This is a genomic window from Variovorax sp. Soil_C_26, from assembly GCF_057657075.1.
This window is the reverse complement of record NZ_JBDGJC010000008.1, coordinates 88151-113658: the sequence shown is the minus strand read 5'-3', so window position 1 is coordinate 113658 and position 25508 is coordinate 88151. Positions and strand designations below refer to the sequence as shown.

28 protein-coding genes and 1 pseudogene are annotated in these 25508 nt (G+C 65.9%); 21 read left to right on the top strand and 8 right to left on the bottom strand.

The features are described from left to right. Positions 1–361: 361 nt before the first annotated feature. The gene (locus AC3A6G_RS21715; RefSeq protein WP_487874508.1) at positions 362–694 is read left to right on the top strand and encodes a hypothetical protein; all 333 of its coding nucleotides are present in this window, start codon (positions 362–364) and stop codon (positions 692–694) included. Between the two features lie 461 nt (positions 695–1155). On the opposite strand, the gene AC3A6G_RS21710 is transcribed toward AC3A6G_RS21715, so the two are convergent. Together AC3A6G_RS21710 and AC3A6G_RS21705 are read right to left on the bottom strand one after the other, a co-directional pair. Continuing rightward, positions 1156–2367 carry a hypothetical protein gene (locus tag AC3A6G_RS21710; RefSeq protein WP_487874507.1) on the bottom strand — a complete coding sequence of 404 codons (1212 nt, stop codon included), beginning with the start codon at positions 2365–2367 and terminating at the stop codon, positions 1156–1158. Positions 2368–2684: 317 nt separating this feature from the next. After that, positions 2685–2785: pseudogene (locus AC3A6G_RS21705) on the bottom strand (IS5/IS1182 family transposase); the annotation flags it as partial. Between AC3A6G_RS21705 and AC3A6G_RS21700 the strand changes: the two are divergent. Beyond that, complete coding sequence (locus tag AC3A6G_RS21700) at positions 2777–3097, top strand: porin (protein ID WP_487874506.1); 321 nt, start codon at positions 2777–2779, stop codon at positions 3095–3097. The pseudogene AC3A6G_RS21705 and the gene AC3A6G_RS21700 sit on opposite strands and share 9 nt — an antisense overlap. 126 nt (positions 3098–3223) lie before the next feature. Here the strand turns inward: AC3A6G_RS21700 and tnpB are convergent, their stop codons facing one another. Beyond that, a complete protein-coding gene (gene tnpB / locus AC3A6G_RS21695) occupies positions 3224–3409 on the bottom strand; it encodes an IS66 family insertion sequence element accessory protein TnpB (protein ID WP_487874505.1) in 186 nt (61 codons plus the stop codon). Between the two features lie 168 nt (positions 3410–3577). Between tnpB and AC3A6G_RS21690 the strand changes: the two genes are divergently transcribed. Beyond that, positions 3578–4312 carry a hypothetical protein gene (locus AC3A6G_RS21690; protein WP_487874504.1) on the top strand — a complete coding sequence of 245 codons (735 nt, stop codon included), beginning with the start codon at positions 3578–3580 and terminating at the stop codon, positions 4310–4312. A gap of 135 nt (positions 4313–4447) precedes the next feature. On the opposite strand, the gene AC3A6G_RS21685 is transcribed toward AC3A6G_RS21690, so the two are convergent. Further along, on the bottom strand, positions 4448–5545 hold the full coding sequence (locus AC3A6G_RS21685) for a site-specific integrase (RefSeq protein ID WP_487874503.1): 1098 nt from the start codon (positions 5543–5545) through the stop codon (positions 4448–4450). A 77-nt stretch (positions 5546–5622) separates the two neighbouring features. Here AC3A6G_RS21685 and AC3A6G_RS21680 point away from each other — a divergent pair, with 77 nt between their 5' ends. Continuing rightward, positions 5623–6018 (top strand): hypothetical protein, encoded by a 396-nt coding sequence (locus AC3A6G_RS21680; protein ID WP_487874502.1) that lies wholly within the window; start codon positions 5623–5625, stop codon positions 6016–6018. A gap of 105 nt (positions 6019–6123) precedes the next feature. Here AC3A6G_RS21680 and AC3A6G_RS21675 read toward each other — a convergent pair whose 3' ends face one another. Together AC3A6G_RS21675 and AC3A6G_RS21670 are read right to left on the bottom strand one after the other, a co-directional pair. Continuing rightward, positions 6124–6498 carry a type II toxin-antitoxin system VapC family toxin gene (locus AC3A6G_RS21675; RefSeq protein WP_487874501.1) on the bottom strand — a complete coding sequence of 125 codons (375 nt, stop codon included), beginning with the start codon at positions 6496–6498 and terminating at the stop codon, positions 6124–6126. Next, positions 6495–6701 (bottom strand): type II toxin-antitoxin system VapB family antitoxin, encoded by a 207-nt coding sequence (locus AC3A6G_RS21670; RefSeq protein ID WP_487874568.1) that lies wholly within the window; start codon positions 6699–6701, stop codon positions 6495–6497. Before AC3A6G_RS21670 ends, AC3A6G_RS21675 begins: the two co-directional genes overlap by 4 nt. A gap of 181 nt (positions 6702–6882) precedes the next feature. Here AC3A6G_RS21670 and AC3A6G_RS21665 point away from each other — a divergent pair, with 181 nt between their 5' ends. The 6 genes from AC3A6G_RS21665 (at position 6883) to AC3A6G_RS21640 (ending at position 10929) form a co-directional block, all read left to right on the top strand. Further along, the gene (locus tag AC3A6G_RS21665) at positions 6883–7986 is read left to right on the top strand and encodes a DNA-binding protein (protein WP_487874500.1); all 1104 of its coding nucleotides are present in this window, start codon (positions 6883–6885) and stop codon (positions 7984–7986) included. 156 nt (positions 7987–8142) lie between these two features. Continuing rightward, positions 8143–8334 (top strand): hypothetical protein, encoded by a 192-nt coding sequence (locus AC3A6G_RS21660; RefSeq protein ID WP_487874499.1) that lies wholly within the window; start codon positions 8143–8145, stop codon positions 8332–8334. A gap of 122 nt (positions 8335–8456) precedes the next feature. Then, the gene (locus tag AC3A6G_RS21655; protein WP_487874498.1) at positions 8457–8696 is read left to right on the top strand and encodes a hypothetical protein; all 240 of its coding nucleotides are present in this window, start codon (positions 8457–8459) and stop codon (positions 8694–8696) included. Between the two features lie 145 nt (positions 8697–8841). After that, positions 8842–9165, top strand: coding sequence for a hypothetical protein (locus AC3A6G_RS21650; protein WP_487874497.1), 324 nt, complete (start codon positions 8842–8844; stop codon positions 9163–9165). An 8-nt stretch (positions 9166–9173) separates the two neighbouring features. After that, on the top strand, positions 9174–10157 hold the full coding sequence (locus tag AC3A6G_RS21645; RefSeq protein WP_487874496.1) for an MvdC/MvdD family ATP grasp protein: 984 nt from the start codon (positions 9174–9176) through the stop codon (positions 10155–10157). Further along, positions 10120–10929 carry a hypothetical protein gene (locus AC3A6G_RS21640; protein ID WP_487874495.1) on the top strand — a complete coding sequence of 270 codons (810 nt, stop codon included), beginning with the start codon at positions 10120–10122 and terminating at the stop codon, positions 10927–10929. Before AC3A6G_RS21645 ends, AC3A6G_RS21640 begins: the two co-directional genes overlap by 38 nt. A gap of 355 nt (positions 10930–11284) precedes the next feature. Here the strand turns inward: AC3A6G_RS21640 and AC3A6G_RS21635 are convergent, their stop codons facing one another. Together AC3A6G_RS21635 and AC3A6G_RS21630 are read right to left on the bottom strand one after the other, a co-directional pair. Next, the gene (locus tag AC3A6G_RS21635; RefSeq protein ID WP_487874567.1) at positions 11285–12673 is read right to left on the bottom strand and encodes an ISNCY family transposase; all 1389 of its coding nucleotides are present in this window, start codon (positions 12671–12673) and stop codon (positions 11285–11287) included. A 216-nt stretch (positions 12674–12889) separates the two neighbouring features. Next, on the bottom strand, positions 12890–13666 hold the full coding sequence (locus AC3A6G_RS21630) for an IclR family transcriptional regulator (protein WP_487862025.1): 777 nt from the start codon (positions 13664–13666) through the stop codon (positions 12890–12892). Between the two features lie 147 nt (positions 13667–13813). On the opposite strand from AC3A6G_RS21630, the gene AC3A6G_RS21625 reads away from it, so the two are divergent. The 11 genes from AC3A6G_RS21625 to AC3A6G_RS21575 all read left to right on the top strand — a co-directional run bounded on the left by AC3A6G_RS21625 (position 13814) and on the right by AC3A6G_RS21575 (position 25508). Then, positions 13814–14812 (top strand): Bug family tripartite tricarboxylate transporter substrate binding protein, encoded by a 999-nt coding sequence (locus AC3A6G_RS21625; RefSeq protein WP_487862026.1) that lies wholly within the window; start codon positions 13814–13816, stop codon positions 14810–14812. A 4-nt stretch (positions 14813–14816) separates the two neighbouring features. Further along, positions 14817–15611, top strand: coding sequence for an SDR family NAD(P)-dependent oxidoreductase (locus AC3A6G_RS21620; RefSeq protein ID WP_487862027.1), 795 nt, complete (start codon positions 14817–14819; stop codon positions 15609–15611). Next, positions 15608–16765: an acyl-CoA dehydrogenase family protein gene (locus AC3A6G_RS21615; protein WP_487862028.1), complete on the top strand. Its 1158-nt coding sequence runs from the start codon at positions 15608–15610 to the stop codon at positions 16763–16765. Before AC3A6G_RS21620 ends, AC3A6G_RS21615 begins: the two co-directional genes overlap by 4 nt. Then, positions 16762–17688: an acyl-CoA dehydrogenase family protein gene (locus AC3A6G_RS21610; protein ID WP_487862029.1), complete on the top strand. Its 927-nt coding sequence runs from the start codon at positions 16762–16764 to the stop codon at positions 17686–17688. The genes AC3A6G_RS21615 and AC3A6G_RS21610 overlap by 4 nt, the downstream gene beginning before the upstream one ends. Beyond that, complete coding sequence (locus tag AC3A6G_RS21605; RefSeq protein ID WP_487862030.1) at positions 17685–18935, top strand: CaiB/BaiF CoA transferase family protein; 1251 nt, start codon at positions 17685–17687, stop codon at positions 18933–18935. The genes AC3A6G_RS21610 and AC3A6G_RS21605 overlap by 4 nt, the downstream gene beginning before the upstream one ends. A 10-nt stretch (positions 18936–18945) precedes the next feature. Beyond that, entirely contained in the window at positions 18946–19767 is an 822-nt protein-coding gene (locus tag AC3A6G_RS21600; RefSeq protein WP_487862031.1) for an enoyl-CoA hydratase/isomerase family protein, read from the top strand. 102 nt (positions 19768–19869) lie between these two features. Continuing rightward, on the top strand, positions 19870–20703 hold the full coding sequence (locus tag AC3A6G_RS21595) for a hydroxypyruvate isomerase family protein (RefSeq protein ID WP_487862032.1): 834 nt from the start codon (positions 19870–19872) through the stop codon (positions 20701–20703). 5 nt (positions 20704–20708) lie between these two features. Next, the gene (locus AC3A6G_RS21590; RefSeq protein ID WP_487862033.1) at positions 20709–21674 is read left to right on the top strand and encodes a Bug family tripartite tricarboxylate transporter substrate binding protein; all 966 of its coding nucleotides are present in this window, start codon (positions 20709–20711) and stop codon (positions 21672–21674) included. Between the two features lie 144 nt (positions 21675–21818). After that, complete coding sequence (locus tag AC3A6G_RS21585; RefSeq protein WP_487862034.1) at positions 21819–22727, top strand: LysR family transcriptional regulator; 909 nt, start codon at positions 21819–21821, stop codon at positions 22725–22727. Between the two features lie 184 nt (positions 22728–22911). Next, entirely contained in the window at positions 22912–24459 is a 1548-nt protein-coding gene (locus tag AC3A6G_RS21580; RefSeq protein ID WP_487862035.1) for an acetolactate synthase large subunit, read from the top strand. A 41-nt stretch (positions 24460–24500) separates the two neighbouring features. Further along, a complete protein-coding gene (locus tag AC3A6G_RS21575) occupies positions 24501–25508 on the top strand; it encodes a Bug family tripartite tricarboxylate transporter substrate binding protein (RefSeq protein WP_487862036.1) in 1008 nt (335 codons plus the stop codon).

Here is a 25508-nt window from a genome sequence, read left to right as displayed (position 1 = left end):
TGCTGGAAAGTCTAGAAACAAAACACCAATTTTTTCGACCAAAAGCTCCCTGACTTGCGCATCTGTGGAGCGCTTTAGGCTACTTTTTCAATGATTCTTGGCGTTTTATAGCGCTCTGCCTCGCCTTGCCTGTCGTGGTTGATCCCGCGGCCGCCGCCGCCGCGGATGTAGGCATGGGGACGGCGAGCAGTCCAGCGCGGAAGATACCGGCGGTGAGCGACAACGAGAACTTATCAGTCGTCACGGGACCGAAGCCTGCTCCATTCGACGGGGGTGCCAACTAATCCATCTTCCGCGCAGCACGTTCTACTACCGGTCGACGGCGGAGGACGAAGATCTGGGAGACGCCCGGCTCGCCGAGTTGTTTGGGTTCATCCAGGACGAGGTGCCAGGTTACGGCCACCGGCGCCCGCACGAATTGCGCCGCCGCGGCCACGTGGTCGATCACAAGCGGGCCGCACGTGTGATGAGGGCCCACGGCCTGAACATCAAGCTTCGCAGGCGATTCGTTCGAACGATTTACAGCAAGCACAACTCGCCGATCTTGCCCACCCTTATCGCAATGTCACCGCCGGCGCCGACGAACGTGGTCTGGGTCGCCGACTTCACCGATATCCGCATCGCCTCGGGTTCTTGCTGTCTAGCCGTGATTCTGGATGCTCGTAGCCGCAAGGTTGTGGGCTACGCGATCTAGCGCAGCATCGACACGACGCTGGCTCTGGCCGCATTGCGATCTGCAGTGGAGGATCGACAAGCTCCGGCTGGCTGCATCATTCACAGGGGAGAGCAATATGCAAGTGAAACCTATCGCAGGACCCCGCAGGTAGCCTGCGCGGGTCGATGAGCTCGCCCGGCAATCCGTACCACAATGCGCAGGCTGAGAGCTTCATGAAGACGCTCACGGTCGAGGTTGTCTACATCGGCGGCCGACACCTTCAGTGATGTCGCCAGCCCGCTTCCACCGTTCATCGAAGAGGTCTACAACGCAAAGCGGCTTCACTCGGCGCTCGGCTATCTTCCACCCAACGAATTCGAATCCCAGCTCGCTCGGAAGGCGACTTAGTTCGCATGAGCCCCGCGGTCCAGCCGCAGGGGTTCACTCCAAAGCAAAACGCCCCGCGCGGGGCGGGGCGTTCCGTCAGCAGGCGGGCCGTGTCAATTGACGGTCGGCGCCGGCTTGTTCAGGCTCAGGTTGAGGAAGCCGTTGGCATTGGTCGCGCCCAGGCGCGCCACCACGGTCAGCCCGCCGCCTAGGGGCAACTGGATCACCGGCGAGATGTCGGTGGCGCCGTCGCGCTTGCGGTAGCCTGGCAACGGCGCGTTGTAGCGCACCGTTTGCACGACGCTGCTGTTCGTGCCCGCGTAGCGCGTCACGATGCTGGTGCCACTGTCGACGGAGACGATGGTGTTGTAGTCCGCCGTCACGCCGGTCGCGGATACGCCCAGGGTGTCGGCCGAGAACTGCCAGTAGTGGTTGACCTGGCCCTCTGGCGGCAGGCTGGAGCTGCGTTGGTTAGTTAAGAACTGGACGCTGCCGCTGTCCTTGTTGTACGCGATCAGCGTCACCACGTCGCCGAACTTGAGGGCGTAGGCGTGGTCGTTGACCAGCCCGCCCGTGCCCGAGAAGCCACCGGACGCGCTATCGGCTACGAAGCCGGTATTGGCTGGAATGTCGTTGGGGACCACCAGGGACGTGCAGCCGCCGGCGATGCTGGGGGTGATGGGGCAGGCCAGGCCATCAGCGACCACGCCGCCGTTGAAGCTGACGGCGCCGTAGGCTAGCGAGAAGTTGTCCGCATCGGTGTCGCGTTCCCAGCCCAGACGGTTGAACACGCCGTTCAAATCGGACGCCTTCACCGCACCGTCGCCCGTCTGCTCAGGGAAGAACAGCGTGACGGAGTAGCCTGGCGTGCCGGCATAAGTGACCGGGTCGGTGGCTAGCCCCAGGCCGTTCGGGCCGATCACGAGCTTGCTGCTACCGTCGAGCATGAACTCGCAAGCGCTGCCATCCACCGGCGCCAGCGTGGTGGTGGCGCCGCTGGCGTCGGTGAACTGCGCCGTGCGCGTGGTGCCGTCCGCTCCCAGCAGGCCGGCCTTGACCTGGAGCAGCCCGGTCGCATCGGTCTTGTCGCTGGACGTGAGGTAGCGATAGGTGCCACTGGTCAAGCTGGCGCAGGTGGCCGCCACGCCCGAATCGTCTTGAGCGGCCGGTGCGGGCGCAGGGGCTGGTTCCGGTGCGGGGGTCGCCGCCGGGGGTGGGGGGAAGGCGAAGCCGCCGCCGCCACCGCCACTGCCGCCGCCGCAGGCCGCAAGGGTGAGCATCAGGGCCGTCGCGCTTGCCAGTCGAGTCGTTTTCGGGATGCGCATCTGAGTGTCTCTCGTTGTTAAAATAGTAAAAAAGGCTACTTGTCCGGCGCCGAGTGTCTCGGCGGGTGCCGGCCAGGGCCATCGCATGAACAGGGGATTGCGCGACCACAAGGACGTGGTCCGAGACGCTCTTCCAGCCAATCCCTCACCTCAAAATCCCAGCATCACGCTACATCCGTTGTGAAACGAACAGCTGATCAAGATCTCACTGGGCTCTCGGCCTGACCGAGAGAGTCTTGGATTGACGGCATAAAACCAGTCCAAGTTTTTATCCGCACCCCCCTACCTACAAAACTGGCTCAGTTTCCGGTCGGCGCCTTCCCAGGCACCACCTGCTCCTCTCTTCGAGGAAGACCTCACGCCGCGTCTTCTTGCGCTTGCCCGCGTACTCCGCGTCCGAGAAGCTGATTTGGCACATCGCTGCAACTCCTTTGCGATTAGGGCCCGGCAGTGCTGGTCAATTGGTGCGGTGGTCCCGCTGGGCGGGGGCGAAGTCCGCGTCGGCTCTTCGCAGTACACGACCGACTTGGCTACCGGCGCCACGCCGCGGTCAAGAAAGCTCGCCATCCAATATCGCCACCACCTTTCCAAACGCACCGCGCTCTACACGGCCTACGGTCGCGTGCGCAACAGCGGCGGTGCGGCCGCACCAGTGGTTGCCGGCGCCGGTAGCCCTGGCGTTAACCGTGCTTCTAGCGGTTTCGACTTAGGCATCCGACACAGCTTTTAGGCCGAGGCTCGGCTTCAGCTGGGAGGCGCGGCCCATTGGCCGTGCCCTATCGATAGCGCAGGCGGGAGTGACGTTGCACCACCGCGATGTCGATGCCCTCCAGCAACCAGTGCAGCTGTTCGGCCGTCAGCGTGGGGCCGCCTCGGCCGAGGGCCAGATGAATCGGTCCTTCTCCAGGCGCTTGAGCAGCAGCCAGAAGCCGTTGCGCTCCCAACCCAGGATCTTCACCCAGTCGCGTCGGCGGTTGCTGAACACGTACGCGCACGAGGCGAACGGGTCCAGGCCCAGTGCCTGCTCTACCAGCACAGCCAAGCCGTTGATGCTCGAATAGCTTCAATTCAGGGCGTTCGTTGCAAATGAAAACTAGCAATGCTCGAGCGAGCGGGATAACGACGAGCCCAGTTCGCCGCTGGAAGGTCCGATTCTGTGCCATGCTGCGCGACTTGAGTCCGCCGAACAAGATTCGCAGAAAGGCAAGTGATGATGATCGGACGGTCGCTTGATGTCATGACGGGCATACGGCACATGCTCTTTTTTGTTCTTCTGGCCTTCGCTGCCACTTCGGGCGCAGAAAAGGGCTACATCGGAGGCTATGCGGGGTTGGAAGGCTGCCTAAAAGGCTGCAGGAACCCGTCCGTCCCGGGGCGTGTAAAGCCCAAGGGGAACGAATGCGCGGACCTATGTAATTGCGCCTTGCTCATTGAGAGAGCGGAACTCTGGACGGAAGCTAAGAAGCTGCCGTATCGATACGACGTCTGCTTTGCCAAGATATGGCCCGAACATTTTGATCCGCCGCCTCCGCCTGAAGCGCCGAAGGTCGACGGGAAGCGCGACCAACTTCGCTCTACGCCGGCGGAACAGAGGCTAGTAGTGGTTTGCACCCCTCAGCTCACTGATGCGCGTGGCAACTTCCCTCCGGACATTCGCAGGGCAATGGACACGGGTGCGTTAGCTCAGCATTGGGCAAGGATCAATGCTGCAGCCGATGCCTTGAAAAACGACCGTGGAAGCGCACTTCATAGCGCTGTCGCATCCAGCAAGACGGTGATGCTCTACGCTGCGAGGTATGGCGACAGTGCCAGCGCTTTGGTGACGACAAAGGAACCGTCAAGTGCGAACGCACGTTGCGCCGACGCACATTTGGAATCGCGGTTCAGGTTCGACGACTGGGTGAAGAAGCAGGGGCTTCAACCAAAGGATGCCGAGAGGTTGTAGGTGCCTATGCTTCAAGGCTGTTCCATATCGAATCAAACAGTCGGGGCGGAAAGTGCCGAAGGCAGATGTTGAGACCGTTTGGGCAGTTCCGCTGGGGACGGCGTGCGAGGATGAATCTGGTGTTGGTAGGTTGGACTACTGATCCTCTGTGGGCGGCTTCCCGGCGTCCATCATTCGCGCCAACGGGCTCACCTGGGACGCCCCGGCGCGGAAATATCCCGTCACGACGTCCATGCTGCGGTGTCCGGTCATGGCCATGGTCTCCTGCAGCGGCATGTTCTGGCGGCCGGCCTCCGTGACGAAGCCAGATCTCAGCGAGTGGGCCGAGAAGTCGTCGCCCACGCCGGCAAGCGAGCAGCGCGCCTTCACGATGTCGCGGATCGCCGTGCCGGTGAGAGCGTCTTCGCCCAGCCGCCCGGCTTTGTTGATCCGGCGGAAGAGGGGGCCTGAGGTGATCCCGCTGGCCTTCAGCCAGGCTTCCATCGCTTCGGCCGCACTACCGACCACGGGCTTCACATCCTCGGGCTTCACCTTGCCGTTGTGGTTCGTCTTGGAATTGGCGAGCGTGTAAAGGAAGTCGCCTTCATCGGCGCGGCGCAGGTTCTTGAACATCGCCTCCGAGACCTCGGATCGCCGGCGCCCGCCTGACGACCAGGCGAATAGGAGGAGGGCGCGGTCGCGCTTGCCCTTGAGCGAGTCGTCACAGGTTGCCAGCACCGCCTCGAGTGGCTCCTTGGTCAGCGCGCGCTGCTTGTGAGGCGTGGCATTGCGCTTGGCGTACGCCTTGCGGGTCTTGCTCAGAAGCGCCTTTACCGCGGAGTCGGTGCAGGGGTTGGGCTGCTTGGCCAGGTGGTGGGCCATCGAGAGGACCGAGATCCGATGCATCAGCGTGTTCAGCGCTGGCGCCCCGGCCTTTCCCTTGAAGCCGGCCTCGACCAGGGCCGCATCGATCTCCGGCGGCAGTTGGTGCACCAGCCCGGCTTTGGTCGAGCGCTCGGCGTGATCGACGATGAACTGGACCACCACCGGAACCGGCACGGGCAGATCCATCTGGCGGCCATATCGCGCCCCGAACCAAGCAGCCCAGTAGCGCATCGCCGTGCGGTACGACACCCGCGTGTTGCTGGACTCGCCTTCGGCCATCAACTCGTGGGCGGCCTCCTCGGCCATGTCGGACAGCCGAGCCGGGTCAAGGAGGGCGTGGTTGCGCCGCAGGGGGGTAAGGTCGGCCATTGAAGCGTCAAGGGTCCGGTCGGCTTCTTTCACTGCAAGTTCGCGCATTGATTCAGAGGGGGTGCAATGCCCCGTAGATGTACCGCTCGATCGAGGATTGCCTGCGCATCGACGAGCTTGCCGATGCGTTGAAGGCCAAAGAGAAACTCCGAGGTCCAGGTGAGCGCAACTTCCTCTGGCAATCGAATCAGGAAGTTCTGCCTGCAGACCATGCTGTCCTCGAACAAGAGGATGGCGCCGAACTCAGCGTTTTCGAGCTCACGCGCGAGCACCTCGGCAGCCGCCTGCTCGCCGCGAGCCTTCGTCGTGGTCAACGGGTTTACGCCGCGCAGTACCTCGAACTCTTCGAACACCTCGGTGCTCGCGATTCGCACGCGAACCGGTTCGTGAGCCCGGATCCAGTCAGCCACCTCGCGCGCCCCCGGCTTGTCGAGATCGCAGATCACTTCGAACCGGACCCATGTCCGGAATGATCACGGGCAATCCTGGGAGGAGAAGGGCGTCGAGCGCCTCGCCCGCAGCCAGCCTGATGAGGGGTCCGGAATCCGTGACGATGAGATGGTCCATCTTGGTATCTCTCAGTGGATGCCATGTGCGACGTCGAATCGCTGGGCCAGCTCTGCCAGCCGTCGATCCAGGGTCCACAGGCGTGCGCCCGGCGTGATGAGGGTCGACGCCAGCAGCGCCATGTCGACCAGTCCACATCCCAGCCCGTCGAGCCTTTCGCGCTCGATCAGTTCCTGCACCTCATCCAATGTCGCCTGGTTGCATGGCCTCAGCAGGCCCAGGCTCCCAAGCGTTTCCTTCCGCTGAGCCGGCGGCGTGCCACAGGCCAGTTCAACGATCACCATCGGATGGGTCATGGCCAGGTCCAGGTTGACCAGGCTTGCGAGGGCAGCGTTGCCGGCGCGGAAGTGGTCGATCCAGACACAGGAGTCGACGAGCACGCTCATGGCGAGACCGGCTCGCCTCGCCGACGCGGCACGTCCTGGATATCGGGCGCACTACCTCCGAGCGCGATGAGGCGCTTGCCCGCCTGAACACGTACGAACGTGCGGATGGCTTCCCGAAAGATCTCTGCTTTGTCCATTTCAGGATCGGCCATCTCGAGGGCCTTCTCGAAAAGCGAATCTTCGATGGTGACAGTAGTACGCATCTGAATGGCGTGAATCAATAGTGATGTGATCTTGCATCAGGTTGCGCATCTTTGCCAAGACCGCGCGGATTGGCCAACCCATTCGTATTCGCACATATAACGTAAGATATATCACTCTCGCGGACGGTAACTTTCGATAAGTCTTTATTATCGCAAGTAAAAATTGGAAAGGATTCTCAGCATGAGTTTGGAAAGTTCGAGCGTTGGATTTGAGCCGCGCGGCGCCGGTCGCGGCGTGCAAGAGGCTCAGGTCTGGGCTGCGGCCGACGCGTTGCTGCATGAAGGCCTGCGGCCAACGATCGAACGTGTGCGCCACAAGATCGGCAGTGGGTCACCCAACACGGTTAGCCCGATGCTGGAGCGCTGGTTCGCCACGCTCGGCAAGCGCCTGGATGACCATGGCGCAAGCTTCGCGGATGGGGAGGCCCATCAGCTCCCCTTGGCGATCGTCCAGGCCGCAAAGCAATTCTGGCATGAAGCCCGTAGGGACGCTGCCCAGGCCCAAGCACAGGCCGCTGCGGCGAGTCAACGAGAGTTGGAGCTGGCCCGCGACACCCTCGCCCAGCAGGACGCCGACCTGCGCCAGCGGGAAGCCGCCTTCGAGCAGGCACGCGTGGCGCTCGAGGAAGCGGTGACCTCGTCGCGCCAGGCCGTCGCCGCCATGCAGGCCCAGATGGAAGCCCAGCACCAAGAGTCCGCCCGCCTCCTGGCGGAGAAAGAGGCCGAGGTGCGCGGCCTGCGCAAAGTGCTCGAGGAGGCCGTGGCCGCCAAGGATGCGGTACGCGAGAAGGCAGCGATGGAGATCCTGGCCCGCCAACGTACCGCGGAAGAAGCCGAAGAGCGTCACGTGAAGCAGGAACGCCGTCTGCTCTCGGAAATCGACCGCGAACGCATGGCCACGCGCCAGTCGCTCGCCGAACTTGCCCGCGAGCAGAAGGCCCGTGCAACCGAAGCCGATGCGGCGCGATCGACCCTGGCCGCGGCGCAGCGGGCCGTGGAGGCCGAGAAGTCCGCGCACCGGGATGCTGCCGCCACCTGGTCACGTCAGCACCAAGACGCCCAGCTCGAGCTCGCCACCTTGCGCGAGCGCGCCGGCGGTGCGGAGCAGCGCGCGAACGACCTGGCCGCACAGCTGCAGCGCCAACAGGCGCAGGCCGACCGGGACATCGCCCAGCTGCGGGAAAGCCAGGCAGCAACGGCCGCGGCCCTTCGCCGGCTCGAAGCCCACGGGCAAGAGGTCGACAAGCCCCCGGTAGGGTCGCGCTCCAGGAAGTCGCAGAAGTGAGGGCCTGCCGCGAGCCGGGCTTCGAAGGCCCGTCACGGCCGCGTCTTGCCCAGCTTCATGCGTCCATTCGTGGGGCGCCCCATCCAGACCAGGATCGGCGAGGTCAGCGGGCGCGACTTGTGGGCATGGGACCGCTCCGAACTGCCTGGTCCTGGAGTGGCCGCCGAGATCCGGGACGCTGTCGTAAAACGGCGCCGCACCACCTTTGGAGTCATTTGGCGCTGCCCAATCCAGGTGCGATTGCCTGACGACTGGCGCCGCGCCGTCACCGACGCCGAGCGCTTGCGCCTGGCGAAACTGGTCGAGACCGAGGAGGCCGCAGCAAGTTTTCCCGCTGACCTTGCGTGAGCTCAAGGACCGGCTCAACCTTTCCGCCGCCGATACGCTTGGGGTCCTGGCGAAATCGAGGCGCTGTACTGGGTCACCGTGCCGGCGCAAGACGCCCCCCTGCCCCGCAAAGCCGGTCTGACGTGATCGTCGACGAGTCTTCCATTCAATCGGTGCAGTCGTTTCTCTCGGCAGGTTGGGTCACCGAACTGGCCGAGGACGACCTGTTTCCCCCATCTGGCGGGCCAGACGAACGACACCTCTTTCGTGTGCACCTTGCAAACTCGCGTGAAGTCTTGCGTGGTCACATCGCCGCCCAACAAGCTGGCCTACGGGGGCACCAGCCGTCCATGACTGTGGTCAGCACCGGTGGACTCAACTGACCACGGAACGGCGCCTGCTCCTGAGCGGCCGCTGAGGATCACCTGCCGGCCACTCCTTGCTACTCTCTCGGGCTGATGAAATAAGATACTGCGAGACAAAAAATTATCAGAGGGGTTTTGGATGCTTCAAACTGTCCTAGACACGATGCCAATCGAGGCGCGCGTGAAACCGTTGTTGACCCGCGACGCTGTAGAGCGAACTGGTGACGATCGCATTCCGGGTCACTACTGCGAGACACGCCACGTGTGGCTCGTCGATGATCGCCCGATCGTTCAGACCCACGCAGGCCTTGCGGAACTCACGACGAAGACCGATGCCATGCTCGAGCGCGACGACACGTCGGAAATTTCGCTGCTTGAGATGCAGACCAAAACCAAAGCCGAAGTCGAACAGGACGATCAGGACTTCAACATCTTTGCCTTGGGCCTGGGCACGAAGACGTTCGCCAGCCTGGAGCGCGACGACTGAGTACGACCATGTACCTTGTCGTTACCAGCAAGCGAGACTTAACCAGCGACTTCATCATCCTTGAGTTGCAGCGGCGCGGCCTGTCCTACCTGCGGCTCAATACGGAAGATCTTCCCAAAGGCACCTTCCATTGCTTTCCGAGCGCAGATGACGATTGGAGCTTCGAACTCCCGAACGCATCTTTTAAGCTCTCTTCGATCACCGCAGCGTATTTCCGGCGCCCCGGGCAGCCCGAATTGCTCCAGGGGCTGGGTGAGTCAGAACAGCACTACAGCGCTGGCGAATGGCAGGCTGCGCTCCAGAGCCTGTACTGGGCCATCGGGGAACGTTGGCTAAACGCGCCGCATGCGATCGCGTTGGCAGAAAACAAGGTGCGCCAGCTCGCGCTGGCTCGCTTGATCGGCTTCAAGATCCCCGATACGTTGATCGGCAACGATCCGTGTGCAGCCACTGCTTTTGCAAGCCGATCGGGCATTGTCGGGAAAGCACTTCGTAGCGCCGTCATCAAGGGTGAGCAGCGCGATCGCATTGTCTTCACGTCGCGCGTGCGCATCGAAGCCGACACCGATCCTTTTTCGATCCGCGCCAACCCATTCATCCTGCAAAGCGAGGTGAAGAAGAAGTTTGACGTGCGCGCGACGGTCGTCGGCGATCGCGTGTTCGCTGCGACAATAGATTCGCAACGCTACGAAGCGACCGAGGTCGATTGGCGCAGGACGAGCAAGCCTGATCTGCCTCATTGCGTGTACACGTTGCCCGAGAACGTCGAAGAGCAATGCATTGCCCTTACGCGAAATCTTGGACTTCGTTTTGGCGCCGTCGATCTGGTACTCGGCGAGGACGACCAACACTGGTTTCTGGAGGTCAATCCCAACGGACAGTGGGGTTGGATCGAGAGCAGGACGGGCCACCCTATCGCCGCCGCGCTCGTTACGGAGCTGCAGCGCATTGCAGATGCAAAGATTTCTGACCGCTCTTTGGCCGCGACCTGAGCGGCTCACCGCGCAGGAGCGTACCGAGGAGTCGGCGCGCGAGCGCGATCTTGATGCACGCATTCGGCAACTCAAAGGTCTAGCCACTGTCGATACTGCGCTCCACCTGGAGGCGGCCAAGCGCATCGCGGATGAGGAGAACGCCCGTAAAACAGGTGCCGAGAGTCGGGCAACGACATTCATAGCTGCGGTGGCCGCGTTGATTCCCTTGATGACCTGGGCCATCGGCAATGCCTCCCCCGCATCCTTGTGCAAGGCCGGCTTGGGCTGCGCAGTCTGGACCAGCGTGTTCGTAGTCGCTGTGTGGTACTTCGTCACGGCGGCCTACTGGGCGTTGCGCACGCTTGCGGTTGCTAATTTCTACGTCATCGGAGTGGAAGACCTCGTGCAGGCACGGGAGCAGCAAAAGGACATCGGCAAGCTTCTGATTCAAGAGACGCTGCTGCTGGCGCGCAGGAACAGAGCCGCCATCAATCTGAAGCTTGATTTCATACAGGTTGCGCAACGTCGATTTTTCAACGGCTTGGTCGTGCTCGGCATGCTCTTGATGTTTGATCCGGTGTCTCGACTCGGCGTTTGGGACAACACGAAGCGGCACGTGCATCGCTTGATGACGGCCCACGTTCAAGACGAGCCGAAAACATCGCTGCAGCCGAAGGATTCACAGCAGTCGCCGATCGGTGCAGTGCCACATCTGCCTCAGACACCGAGCGCCCCTGCGGCGCCGGCCAGTGCTGCGGGCCCGACAACTCCAGCAACTGCGAAGAGCTGAGGGGCGCTGCGTTGCGTTGCCGTCTTCACTCCTACCCCAAACGCCTTCGGCGAAGCGCAGGAAGCTTGGTCTCTCAGACTTAAATGCCATGTCTCAGACTTTAATGCGCTGTCTCAGACAGCATTGGCAGAGAACAGTTGCGCCAGCAATATGATTCAAACCCGGCCCCGGGGCACAGACTTTGCGACATCTCTACTTAGCCAGAATGGGACATTACTATTCAGCCACTACATTTTTTGTCAACCCAAAGTTCAAATGTCGCACTGCCAGCCAAATAGAAATGTCGCATTTCTTCTTTCTTGATGGAGCCCGGCGAACGCAGTGACTGCCTTGCTTTTGAACTCGCACAGGCCTTTCAGCCGGAGGCCAACAGGATTGTTTTCTTGGGTGCCCGGCAGACCGATCTGACCGCTTCGTCGAGGTCCTGTGACGTGAACTGCCTGGACCGTTTGGTGCCTGGCAAAGCCTTGGTGGAGTAGGGCGCCTGCCCCTGATTCGTTCGTGAGGGCGTACTGGACTTCCTTCTGTCGTCCCGCTGCGCCTGGATCACCAGCGCAGCCTGCAGAGCGTGGCTCAGGCGCTTGTTCTCGACGATGGCGGCGGTGTCGACGTGCGGCAATCGGTCATAGCGCTCGCAGACCAGGTTTGCACCGTCGGCTCGCAGCTCAATCCGGCCATCCGGGTACTCGAAGACATCGATGTAGCGATGGATCAGCTTGCGGTTGGCTGGCGTGTCCTTGAGCAGGTAGATCACCCGGTCGTGCTGCAGCGTGAGCGACAGCGACACCTTGCGCTGCAGCCGCCAGGTGAACAACAGATCCAGATCTTCATCGGCGCGCACTGGTCGATGCGCATCGAACTCGCGCAGTGGCGCCTTGGCGAAACGCGCGTTGAAGTCTGCAATGAAGTGCGGCGCGAACGCATTGGCCGCTTCGCGCGTGTTGATCCCACGCAGGCGCAGTTCCTTCACCAGGCGATCCTGCAATGTGAGGTTGGCACGCTCTACACGGCCCTTGGCCTGGCTCGTGTTGGCACACATGATGTCGATGTTCAGCTCGAAGAGAACGCGTCCGAACTGCGTCGTGCCGCGGCCAAAGTCGGTCGAATCGCGCACCGCGCGGAAGATGCTGGCCTTGTCGCTGTAGAACGCCACCGGCTTGCCATGCTGCTCGAGGTAGGCCCGCGTGGCTTCGAAGTACGCGAAGGCCGACTCGGTCGGCACGAAGTGCAGCTGCATCAGCCGGCTCGTGGCGTCGTCAATGAAAACCAGCAACGTGCAGTGCACATCACGCTCCTCGAACCAGGCGTGGTCGCTGCCGTCGATCTGGATCAACTCGCCGACGCACGCCCGGCGATTGCGAGGCTGGTGGATCTTGGCCGCGCGCTGTTTGCGGGGCGTCCACAGGCCGGCCGCTGTCATCAGCGCTCGCACGGTCTCGACACCGAGCTTCAGGCCGTGACGTTCGGTCAGCTTCTCGCAGGCCAGCGTCGGACCGAAGTCCGCGTAGCGCTCCCGGATCAGTCCGATCGCACGTTCGGCGACGCCTGACGCCAGTTGATGGTTGCTGGGCCGGCCGCGCTTGCGCGAGACCAAGCCAGCGACACCATCCTCCTTGTACCGCTGGATCAGACGCTCAAGCTGCCGTCGGCTCAGGCCCAGCCGCTGCGCGGCCTGGCCCACGCGCGCCATCCGATCCACCACGCCCTGGATGGTCTTGAGGCGATCGGCTTCGCGCATCGACATGGTGATAGTTGCCGCCGGTGTTGCCATCGCTGTGCCTCGGATCCAGGAGCTGGACCGGAGCAACAATGCGACATTACTATTTGGGACCTACATGTGAGAGTTACACAATGTGTGTTATGTTAAACACAAGCCAGGCATTTCGCGATAGTCAGTGCTCGCAACGCGATCCGGCCCATGGCCGACCTCCCGCAGTCGATCCGATGCCCGCCCGCTCGCCTACTTCAGCCGTACGTTCATCTCTTGCGCAAACACACGCTTCCACTCCTCGATGATCGACTCGGTGACGAGCGACGCGTGGGCAGCGATGCTGAGTGCCAGGTGCGGCGCGCCGCTGGCGCTGGGCACCGCGGTGCCCATGCCGAAGCCGTCCGTCACCACCGTTCCCTGGCTCAAGGCGAAGCCGGTCTTTCGCGCCATGCGCACCGCACCGCGCACGCTCTGAGGGTTGAGGCGGGGGTACGGCTTCAGCCCCGGCGCGATCAGTTCGATGATCTGTTCGCCATGCTCCTTGTCCAGCGCCGCCAGCAACGCAGTGGCGCCCGCCCCCACGCCGAGCAGGCGCCGCTGGCCGACTTCGACGGGCACGAAGCGCATGAGCGCCTGGCTGTCCGCCTTGGCGAGACAGACGGCTTCGACACCGCTGCGTCGCATCAGGTACGCGGTGGCGCCGGTTCGGTGTGAGATCGCCGTGAGCACGGGCCGCCAGTGCGCCACTTCGAGCATGCTGGCGGACGGCGCGAGGCTCAGCTCGTGGACCAGCTCGCCCAAGCGGTAGCGCTTGTCCTGCTCGGGCGCGCTGGCAAGCCGCTCCTCTATCAGGCAGCGCAGGATGCGGTGCGCGGTGGAGCGCGCCAGCACGCAGTCGCGCGCCACCTCTGCCAGCGTGGCGCCCTCGGCGCCGGCCTTGCCCAGCGCGCGCAGCACGGCCGCGGCGCGCCTGATCGCCTGCGTCCCGTCGGGTGCGGCTGGTTCAGGACGAGAAGAAGTGCCCATGATGTGGAACAGTTGCGGCCGTGATTTCCCTTGCCGATGGATCAAGGTGCTGGATACCTTCGTGCAGATGCGCAGAATTCAATGCCCGAGTATCCCACCATGTGGTTGATACCAACTTCACCCAAGCCGCAGAGGAGCACGAACGACATGGGCCCCATCTTTTCCATTCCGCCTTCCGGTCGCCGGCGCAGCCTGCTGCTGGCAGCCACGGCCGCCGCCGCACTGGGCGGCATCGCTTCGTGGCCCGCCTCGGCGCAAGGCACCTTCCCCGACAAGCCGGTGCGCATCGTCGTACCGTTCGGCGCTGGCGGATCCGACTCCCTTGCTCGTGCGCTTGGCGAGAAGCTCGGCGCGCAGCTCAAGCAACCCGTGATCGTGGAAAACAAGCCCGGTGCGGCGGCCCTCATCGGCACGGAATACGCGGCCGCACAGCCGGCCGATGGCCACACCATCCTGTTCCTGGGCGGCGGCAGCCTGACGCCTGTGCTGGTCAAGGACCTGAAGTTCAACCTGCTGCGATCGATGCGGCCCGTCGTCTGCGTGGCGCGCGGCGGCATGACGCTGATGGTGCCGGGCACGCTGCCGGTGAACAACTTCCGCGAGTTCGTCGACTACGCCAAGAAGAACCCCGACAAGGTCAATTTCAGCTACACCGCGGGCAGCATCCTGCTGGCGGGCGAAATGCTGAAATCGCGTGCGGGCTTCGAGGCCACGCCGATCCCCTACAAGGGATCGACGCAGGTCGCCACCGCCCTGGTCGCCGGAGAGATCCAGATGGGCATCGACGTGCCGCTGTTCTACGTGGGCCTGATCAAGGAAGGCCGCATCAAGGCACTGGCGCATGGTGCCGCCGAGCGCTCCCCTTCCCTGCCCGACGTGCCCACGCTGGCGGAAGTCGGCGTGCCCGACCTCACCTTTGCCTTCTCGTTCGGCTTCTGGGCACCGGCCGCCACGCCCAAGCCCGTCGTCGATCGACTCAACGCCGCATTCAACGAGGTGCTGAAAGACCCCGACATCCGCGCCCACCTCGCGCAGGCCGGCGTGATACCGGTCGGTGGTGCGCCGGAGGTCCATTCCCGCCAGGTGGCGGCCGAGCAGCAGATGTGGGCGCAGGCGGCTGCGGCGATCGGCTACAAGCCGGAGTAGGCGCATGTTCTCCTTGTCAGGCAAGACGGTCGTCGTCACCGGCGGCGGGCGCGGCATCGGCCGGGGAATCTCGCTGGCGGCCGCGCGCTGCGGTGCCAACGTGGTGGTCAGCGGCCGATCGAAAGAGGCGTTGGACGAGACGCAAGCCGAACTGGAAAAGCTGGGCGTTCAGGTGCACGCCGTGGCCGCCGACATCACGCGCGCCGAAGACATCGCGCGCATCGTCGCCGAAGCGGAGCACCGGTTCGGCGCCATCGACGGCTGGGTCAACAACGCCGGCAGCGCAGCGCGCGGCGACACCGGCCCGCTGCTGGAGGTGCGCGAAGACCAGTGGGACCGTGTGGTCGACCTGAACCTGAAGTGGACCTTCTTCGCGGCGCAGGCGGCCGCGCGCGCCATGCAGCACGGCGGCTCCATCGTGAACATCACGTCGCGCAGCGCCTCGCATCCCAACCCGAACACCGGCCACTACGGCGCGGCCAAGGCCGCGGTCGAGAACCTCACGCTCACCATGGCCGCCGAATGGGGCCATCGGGGCATCCGCGTCAATGCCGTCGCGCCCGGGGTGGTGATGACCGAGGAACTGGCGAAGGTCTTCGACACCGAAGCTCGCATCCGTCGGCAGGTGGAGACAGTGCCATTGCAGCGCCTGGGAACACCCGATGACATCGGCCCGCTCTGCGCCTACCTGCTGTCGGACGAGGCGTCATGGACCACCGGTGCCTTGATCGCAGTCAACGGCGGCAGCCCTGTCCCCATGGGCTATTTGAGCTACCTCCACAAGGTGAACAACGCGTGAATTTCGAATGGACCGACGAACAGCGGGCCCTGCGGGAGCGGGTGCGCGCGCTGCTGGCGCGCGAGCTGCCGCCCGACTGGGAACACATCAGCCGTCACGGCCCGGGCTCCCCGGCGCAAACGGCGTTCTCTCTGGTGTTCTGCCCCAAGCTGGCCGCCGAGGGCCTGCTGGTGCCGCATTGGCCGGTGGCGCATGGCGGGCGCGGTGCACCGGCGTGGGAGCACTTCATCGTCGGCGAAGAGCTGTTCGCCGCGGGCGAGCCGCGCGGCCCGCAGTACATGAACGCCAACTTCATCGGCGCCACGCTGATGAAGTACGGAACGCCGCAGCAGCAAGCCCGCTACCTGCCGGACATGGCCGCGGGCCGCGCGCTGTGGTGCCAGGGCTTCTCGGAACCCTCGGCAGGCTCCGACCTGGCGTCGCTGGCCACGCGTGCAACGCTGCACGGCGACGAATACATGATTAACGGCAGCAAGGTGTGGACCTCCTACGCGGGCATGGCGCAGACCTGCTTCCTGCTGGCGCGCACCGGCGCGGGCAAGGGCGGCATCGCGATCTTCCTGGTGCCCATGGACACGCCCGGCATCACCGTGCGTCCAATCCCATCGTTGATCGGCCATGGCGACATCCACGAGGTCTTCTTCGACGACGTGGTGGTGCCCGCGACGGCACGCCTCGGCGAGGAGGGCCAGGCCTGGGCCATCATCGGCTACGCGCTGTCGCTGGAGCGGGTGGGCCTGGCACGCTATGCGTTCTCGCGCCGCGTGCTGGACCGGATGGTCTCTGAATTGAAGGCACAGGGCCGATTCGCCGATACTGCCGTCCGATCTCAAGCGGCACAGGCGCTGGCCGCATGCGAGGCGGCGCGCCTGCTGGTCTACCGCGTGGTGGACGAGCGCGCGCGCGACCTGCCGCCGAGCGCAGTCGCCAACCTGGCGCGCGTGGCCGTGGTGAAGGCCGACCATGCCGTGTCGGATTTCACGCTGGCGCATTTCAGCGACGCGCTGTGCGGCGACGGCTGGCCGCTCGTGCTGGCACACCACGAACGCGCCATCGCCGCAGGCATCGCATCGGGTGCGGCGGAAATCCAGCTCAACCTCATCGCGCACGAGTGGCTGCAGCTGCCGCGCGAACCTCGTCCGGCAAGCGCATGAACCTTGAATTCAACCCCGACCAGGTGGCCCTGCTCGATGCCGTCGAGCGCATCGCGGCGGACCACGAGGCGCGCCCGGTGCTTGGCGTGAACCACTTCGAGTTTTCCGCATCGCTGCAGGCCGACCTGACCTCCGCCGGCCTCTTCGACGCCGCGGCCGTGGAGGAGCTCGGCCCCGTGGCCGCAGCGGCGATGGTCCACCGCCTGGCCAAGCTGCCGCAGTGCCTGGAGCTTGTCGCAGCTGCGCTGGTGCTGCCCCTGCTCGCATCCGCCCTGCCCGGCCCATGCGCCCTCGTCTGGGATCGCCGCGACCGGCCCGCGCGCTGGCTGCCCGGCGCGCGCACGGTGCTCTGCATCCGCGGCAACACGGTCGAGTGCGCGGCGCTCACGGACGCCGACGCCGCAGCGCTGGACAGTCCCTTCGGCTATCCAGTCGGGCGCCTGGTCGCACCGGACATGCTCTCGTGGCGGACGCTCGACCTGGACGGCGCCGAATTGCGCCGGCTCTGGCGGGTGGGCGTTGCGGCCGAGCTGAGCGGCTGCCTCGAAGCGGGCCTGCACGCCGTGACCGCCCATGTGCGCGACCGCCGCCAGTTTGGACGCCCCCTGGGCGCGTTCCAGGCTGTCCAGCATCGGCTGGCCGCCGCGGCAGTGCAGGTGGAGGCTGCGCGCTGGCTTGCGCTGCAGGCGGCACACAGCGGGAGCGCCACCGATGCCGCCTGCGCGCTGGCGCACGCACAAGGATGCACGCCCGCCATCACCTACGACCTGCACCAGTTCATGGGGGCCATGGGCCTGACGCTCGAACATCCGCTGCACCGATGGACCACGCGCGCCAAGATGTTGCGCTCGGACCTGGGCGGCGCCGAGGCGCAGCAGCTGGCACTCGCGGCCGCAGCCTGGAATCTGGAGGAAGCAGCATGAAAAACGACACGCGCACCCGCATGCCGCTCACCGGCGTCAAGGTCCTCGACCTGAGCCGCATCCTGGCGGGGCCACTGGCCGCACAGGCGCTGGCGGACCTCGGTGCGGAAGTCATCAAGGTCGAGCGCCCCGGCAACGGCGACGAGGCGCGCCGCTGGGGGCCGCCGTTCCTGAAGGACCGCGACGGCAACGACACGCGCGAGTCGCCCATGTACCTGTCGGCCAACCGCAACAAGCAGTCGATCACCATCGACATCGCAAGTGCCGAAGGGCAAGACCTGGTGCGCCGCCTGGTCGCGCGCTCCGACGTGCTGATCGAGAACTTCAAGGTCGGCGACCTGGCGCGCTACGGGCTGGACCATGCATCGCTGCGAACGCTGAATCCGCGGCTCATCTACTGCTCGGTCACCGGCTTCGGCCAGACAGGCCCGAAGAGCCACCTGCCGGGATACGACACCGTGTTCCAGGCCATGAGCGGCATGATGAGCGTGACCGGCTTGCCGGACGGCGTGCCCGGTGGCGGCCCGATGAAGACCGGCCCGAGCCTGGCCGATTTCATTGCCGGGCAGTACGCGGCCTCGGGGGTGCTGGCCGCGCTCTACGAGCGCGACGGTCCCAATGGCACGGGCATGGGCCGGCACATCGACATCGCGTTGCTCGACTGCACCATCGCCGCCCAGACGCATTCGGTCATGACGTATCTCGCGGCCGGGGTGGTGCCGCCGCGCCGCGGCACCGAAGGCAACGGTGGTCTGCCTTCGCAAGCCTTCGAATGCGCCGACGGCGGCATCATCGTCATCTGCGGCAGCGAAGCGCAGTACCGATCGTTCTGCCACGTGCTGGGCCACCCGGCGCTGGCCGACGACCCTCGCTTCGTCACCAATTCCGAGCGCCTGGCGCACCGGCGGGAACTGGCCGAGGTGTTCAACGCCCTCACCCGGCAATGGCGCGCCGGCGAGCTGCTGGCGGCGCTGGAGCAAACGGGCATCCCCAGCGGCCCGATCAATCGCTATGCCGAAGTGTTCGCCGATCCGCAGGTGGTGCACCGCGGCGTGACGCAGCGCGTACCGCACCCCACGGCCGGCGAAGTGACGCTGTGCGTCAACCCGATCCGCTTCACGGGGACCCAACCGCCGCCGCCCACCGCGCCGCCGACCATCGGCGAGCACACCGACCGCATTCTGCGCGACGTGCTCGACATGGACCCGGCCGAGATCGCAGCCCTGCATGCGCGGCGCATCGTCTGAGGACGCATCTATGACGCGTGGTTTCGGGACCCTCCTGTGCGACATGTCGGGCGCAGGCGTCGCCACGCTCACCCTCAACCGTCCCGCGTCGCTGAACGCCCTGAGCCGGCAGATGGCCGATGAACTGACCGACGCACTCACGCGCCTTGCCGCCGAGCCCCAGCTGCGCGTGCTGGTCCTGCGCGGCGCAGGCGATGCCTTCTGCGCGGGTGGCGACGTGCGCGACATGGCCGGCCACGGCGCACGGCAGGCGACCGAAGCGCTCGAAGGCATGGCCCGGTACCGCCGGCTCGTGCTCGCGCTGCATGGCTTCCCGCGGCCGGTGATCGCCGCCGTCGACGGCGTGGCCTTCGGCGCGGGCATGAGCCTCGCGCTGCTGGCCGACATCGTGCTGCTCAGCGATCGCGCCAGGCTCTGCATGGTGTTCCAGCGCATGGGCCTGATGCCCGACTGCGCGGCGCTCTACACCCTGCCTCGCCTGGTCGGGCTGCAGCAGGCCAAGGCGCTCGCGCTGTCGGCGCGCGAGATCGACGCGGCCGAGGCGCAAGCCATGGGCCTGGCCCTCGAAGTGCTGCCTTGGCGATCGCTGCATGCACGCGCGAACGAACTGGCCGCCGCGATCGCCAAGGGTTCGCCCACCGCGCTCTCGCTGACCAAGCAGGCACTGGACGCATCGCTGCAGAGCGACCTGCCGACGATGCTCGCCATGGAGGCGAGCGCGCAGGCCATTGCCCTGGCCAGCGAGGCGCACCGGATTGCGGCGCAGGCTTTCGTGCGGAAAGAAGAACCGACCTACGTCTGGCCCGCGCGATCCGCAGCGACCGGGCAGTAGGTGGCGCCCTACAACTTTCGGGTCCATCGATAACGCAATCTTATCGATCCGCGCAATCACAGTATTGGACGCGTCGTGGGGTACCGATTCCAATGCGCAACCATGGAGACACCGCTGATCGCCGCCAGCCTGAGATGGCTGTTCACCGAATGGCCGCTGGCCGAACGCTTCCGCGCGGCGGCCGCCTGCGGCTTCCGCGCGGTGGACCTGAGCCTGCCCTACGAGCTACCGCTGGCAGAACTGCGCGCGTCGCTGCTGCGCCATGACCTGCGCTTCCTCTACCTGCTGGCCGCACCGGGCGATTGGGGCGCCGGCGATCGCGGTCTGGCCGCCGTGCCCGGGCGGCAGGAAGAATTTCAGGCCGGCATGCACGAGGCGATACGTTATGCACTGGAACTCGGCCGCCCGCTGATTCACCCCCCGGCCGGCAACGTGCCCGAGGGTGCCGACCCGGCCGAATGCGCGCATTTGCTGCTCGACAACCTGCGCTGGGCCTGCATGCGGGCCTCCGAGCACGGCCTGCGCGTCGTGCTGGAGCCGGTGTGCCGACGTGACTTCCCGAGGTACCCGGTCAACACCGTGCACCAGGTGATCGATCTGGCCGAGCGCATCGGTGCGGCCAATCTCGGCATCGTGCTGGACTTCCATCACGTGCAGTGGGAGCACGGGCACGACATGGCGCAAGTGCATGCCGAACTGCGCCGCGCAATGCCGTTGCTGTCTTACGTGCAGATTGCCTTTGCGCCGGATCGCCGGGGCCCCGACGAATCGGGACACGACGTGCACGCCATCATCGTCGAAGCGCAACGCCTCGGTTATCGTGGCGCATTCAGTTGCGAGTACCGGCCCACCGGCAGCTCGCGAGCGAGCCTGCGTTGGGCAGATCGTTATGGCATCCGCGCCACTCCAGGATGGCAAGAGGAGACGCAACTTTGACTTGTATGCACCGCCGCTCGCTGCTGTCGCTGGGCCTCGCATGGGCCGCCGGCGCGCGCGCGCAGTTCGCCGCCGCGGACAAGCCGATCAGGTTGATCGTGCCCTACAGCGCGGGAGGCTCGCTCGACACCATCGGGCGCTCCCTGGCTGAAGGCATGAGCCGTGACCTCGGCGTGCCGGTGATCGTGGACAACCGCACCGGCGCCTCGGGCACGATCGGCGTGGCAGCGGCCGCGCGTGCCGCGCCCGACGGCCGCACGCTCCTCCTCGGCGGGTCCAGCACACATGCGGTGCTGCCGGCGGCATCGCCCAGACTGCCCTACGACGCGGTGGCCGACTTCACCCCGATCTCGATGGTCGCCGAGGTGGAGAACGCGCTGGTCGTCAGCCCAACGCTGCCCGTCAAGAGCATGGCCGAGCTGGTGGCCTATTGCAAGGCGCGGCCCGGGCAGCTGGCTTTCGGTTCCTCGGGCGCGGGCGGCATCACGCACCTGGCCGGCGAGCTGTTCAGGATGGCCGCAGGCGTGGACGCGATCCATGTGCCCTACAAGGCGAACTCCGAAGTCGACGTGGCCTTGCTGAGCGGGCAGCTCCAGTTCGCCTTCGCCACGCTCGCGACGGCCATCCCGCACATCCGGGCTGGCCGCATGCATGCGCTCGCGCTGGCCAGCACGCAGCGCTCGGACTTTCTGCCGGCGCTGCCCACCACGGCCGAAGCCGGATTTCCGGGGATCGTCGCGGTGTCCTGGGCGGCCCTGTACGGGCCCGCGAAGCTGGACGCCGCCGAGGTCGCGCGGCTGAATGCGGCAGCCCAGAGCTCGCTGGAGCGACCCGAGTTGAAGGCGCGCTTCAACGCGATCGTCACGCGCGTGCTTGCAAGCACGCCGGAAGAACTGGCCGACTACCAGAAGCGCGACCATGCGCGCTGGCGCCGCGTGGTCCAGGCCGCCGGCATCAAGCTGGAAAGCTGAGCTACGCCCCGCCTGGGGCGCTCCCCAACCTCGAACTCGATCGCAGCGGGCATCGAGCGGCGCAGCCCGCCCGGACGCCCCCGATGGCCGTTGCCCCCAACGGGCTTAAAGTCGGCGAGGATTGACGAGCAAACCTTCACCTACATGAACCTGCGCCGCCTTCGCTATTTCGTCGTGCTGGCAGAGGAGCTGCACTTCGGGCGCGCCGCGCAGCGCCTGCATGTAGCCCAACCCGCGCTCACGCAGAACGTCCAGGCGCTCGAGGCCGAGTTCAACGTCGCGTTGCTGGCCAGGTCGAGCCGCCGCGTCGAGCTCACCGAGGCCGGCGCGGTGCTGTTCGCCGAGGCGCAGCGCCTGCTCGAGCTGGCGGATCAGGTCGGCCACCGCATGCATGCTTTCGTGCTCGGCCGCGAAGGCACCCTGCGCTTGAACTTCGCCCGGTCGGCGGCCGGCGGTGCCTCGAGCGCGATCGTGGAGATGCTGCGCAGCGAGGCGCCCGCGCTGCAATTGCAGATCAATTCCCAGTACACGGCCAAGAGCATCGAGGATCTGCTCGACGGCAAGCTCGACGCGGCTTTCGTGCGCTCGCCGCTGGAGCTGGCAGACCCGGCAGTCGGTCAGTTGCAGGTGCTGCCGATCGGCAGCGAGGCGCTCGTGGTCGGCTTGCCGCGATCCCATCGCCTGACGCGGCGCCAACGCATCCGTGTCGCGGACCTCGCCGACGAACCGATCGTGACCGGATCCGCCGAGCGCGCCCCGGGCTTCTATCGCATGATGTTCGGCCAGATCTGGGGCGAAGGCTCTCCGCGGATCGTCCTCCACGAGCCCGACGAGGAGCACATGCTGCGCGCCGTGGCCGCGGGAACCGGTCTCACGATCCTCACCGAGTCACGTGCAAGGGCCATCCAGGTCCAGGGCGTCGCCATACGCCGGTTCGCGGCGCCGGAGCCGCGCGCGGGATTGGCGCTGGTTTGGCTGGCGGGCAATCTCAACACCGCACTGGCCGCGCTGGTCGACGTCGCGCATCGGTTCGTCTCGCAGCCCCCCGCCTGACCGCGACGGGCCCCGCCCCGCCCCGCTCCGCCCTGCCCTGCCCTGGACTATCGATCGGATTTACTTATCGATCGGGCGAGCAACAGTATTGGACGCGACCCGGGCCGGCTTTTCTAATCGTCGGCAGGAGACCAACCATGTTCGATATCACATCTGCCTGCGGAGTGAAGACGGGGCGAGCCCGATGAACGGCGCCACGAGCCTGGTGAAGACGCTGCTGGCCTCGGGCGTCGACACCTGCTTCGCCAACCCCGGCACGAGCGAAATGCACTTCGTCGCGGCGCTGGACACCGTGCCCGGGATGCAATCCGTGCTCGGTTTGCAAGAGAACGTCGTGACGGGCATGGCCGACGGCTATTTCCGCATTGCGCGCAAGCCGGCCTGCACACTGCTGCACTGCGGCCCGGGCTTCGCCAACGGCATGGCCAACCTGCACAACGCCCGCCGGGCGCGCAGCGGCATCGTCAACATCGTGGGCGACCAGGCGACCTTCCACCGTCCCTTCGACGCGCCGCTGACTTCCGATACGGCGGGCATGGCGCAGACCGTCTCGGCCTGGGTGCGCACCAGCACGCATGCGGCAGAGCTCGGCCGCGATGCCGTCGAGGCGATCGGCGCCGCACGCGCTTCAGGCGGCCAGATCGCCACACTGATCCTGCCCGCCGATGTGTCGTGGGAGGAAGGCGGCAAGGTCGGCGCGCCGAAGGCGGCACCCGTGTCGCCGCCGATCGATCCCTCGGCCATCGAAGGCGCGGCCCGCATGCTGCGCGGGCGGGACGACGTGCTGCTGCTGCTGGCCGGCGGCGCCGTACTGGGCGAAGCGCAGCGCCTGGCCTGGCGTATCGCAAAGGCGACCGGCGCCATGTTGATGGCCGACTTCGTGAACGCACGCCTCGAGCGTGGGCGCGGCCGCCTGCCGATCGATCGAGTGCCGTACGCGCGTGATGAGGCGCTGGCGGCGCTCGGGCGTTACCGGCAGATCGTGCTGGTGAACGCGCGCCCGCCAGTCGCCTTCTTCGGGTACCCCGGCGTGTCGTCGCTGCAGTACGCGCCGGGCACCCGGTTCCATGTGCTGTCGCGGCCCGACCAGGATGCGGAGGAAGCCCTGCGCGCGCTGGCCCAGGCGTTGGACGTGCCGGATGCCGAAATGCCCGATGCCGGACAGCGGCCTGAACCCGCACGCGGCGCACCGTCGCCCGAAGGCCTGGCGCAGACGCTGGCCGCGCTGATGCCCGAGGACGCCATCGTCTCCGAGGAAAGCGCCACCTACGGCCGCCACTTCTACCGCTTCACCCACAGTGCACCCGCGCATGATTGGCTGCACCTTACCGGTGGTGCCATCGGCGACGGCATGCCCGTGGCCACGGGTGCCGCACTGGCGGCAGGCCGTCAGCGTCGCGTGATCAGCCTGCAGGCCGACGGCTCGGGCATGTACACGGTGCAGTCGCTGTGGACCCAGGCCCGCGAGCAGCTTCCGGTGACGACCATCATCATCAACAACGGCAAATACAACATCCTCATCGGCGAATACCGCAAAGTCGGCGCCGGGGCCACGCCGGGCACCACTGCGATGTCCATGCTGGACCTGGGCAATCCGCCGCTGAACTGGGTCAGCCTGGCCCACGGCATGGGCGTGGAGGCCGCCAGGGCCACCACCCTCGAGCAATGCGCCGACCTCATGCGCGCCAGCTTTGCCCGGCGCGGTCCGTTCCTGATCGAGCTCATGGTGTGAGTTGGCCGATTGCAGCTGCAACTGAAACGAAGGAGACACGCATGAACACCCTCGACATCGGCAACCGTGGGCCGCGCCCGGTCAGACGCCGGACGGTCCTTGCCGCCGGCCTCGGGCTGGCAGCGACGATTGCGCACGCCCGCGTTGCGCTGCCCATGCGCAAGGTGACCATGATTCTTCCATTCGGCCCCGGCGGATCGGCGGATGTGATCGCGCGTGCGCTGGGTGCGGGCATGGCCGAGGAACTCGGCCTGCCGATCGTCATGGACAACCGCCCCGGCGCGTCGGGCGCCATTGCCGCGTCCGCCGCCGCGCGAGCGCCCGGCGACGGATCGACGCTGTTCTTCGGCGCATCGTCGACGCAGTCCGTGCTGCCGAACGTGCGGACCTCGCTGCCGTTCGATCCGGTGGCCGATTTCACGCCGATCTCGATGGTGGCGGAGGTCGAGAACGCGCTGGTGGTCACGCCCTCGATGCCGGTGCGGTCCGTCGGCGATCTCGTCGCGGATGGCAAGGCACGCCCCGGGAAACTGGCCTACGGCTCCTTCGGCGTCGGCAGCATCACCCATCTCGCAGGCGAGCTCTTCAAGATGTCGGCCGGCATCGACATGCTGCACGTTCCCTACAAGACCGCGACGGACCAGGACGTGGCGCTGATGACCGGCGAACTGCAGTGCGCCTTCGTCACCCTGGCTTCGTCCATGCCGCACATCCAGGCCGGAAAGATGCGGGCGCTGGCCGTGGCCAGCCGCGAGCGGTCGCCGTTCCTGCCGCACGTGCCGTCCACGGCCGAGGCGGGTCACCGGGCTGTTGTGGCGGTGTCGTGGGGAGCGCTCTACGCCCCGCGCAAGTTGGACCCGGCGCTGGCGACCACCTTCAACGCCGCCGTGCGGGCGGCGCTGGAGCGCCCGGATGTACGCCAACGCCTGGCCACCATCCACGTGCGACCGATGGCGAGCTCGCCGCAGGCGCTCGCTGCGTACCAGGCGGACGACCGGGCGCGCTGGGCCGAGGTGGTCAAGGTCGCCCGCATCCGGCAGGAGGCTTGA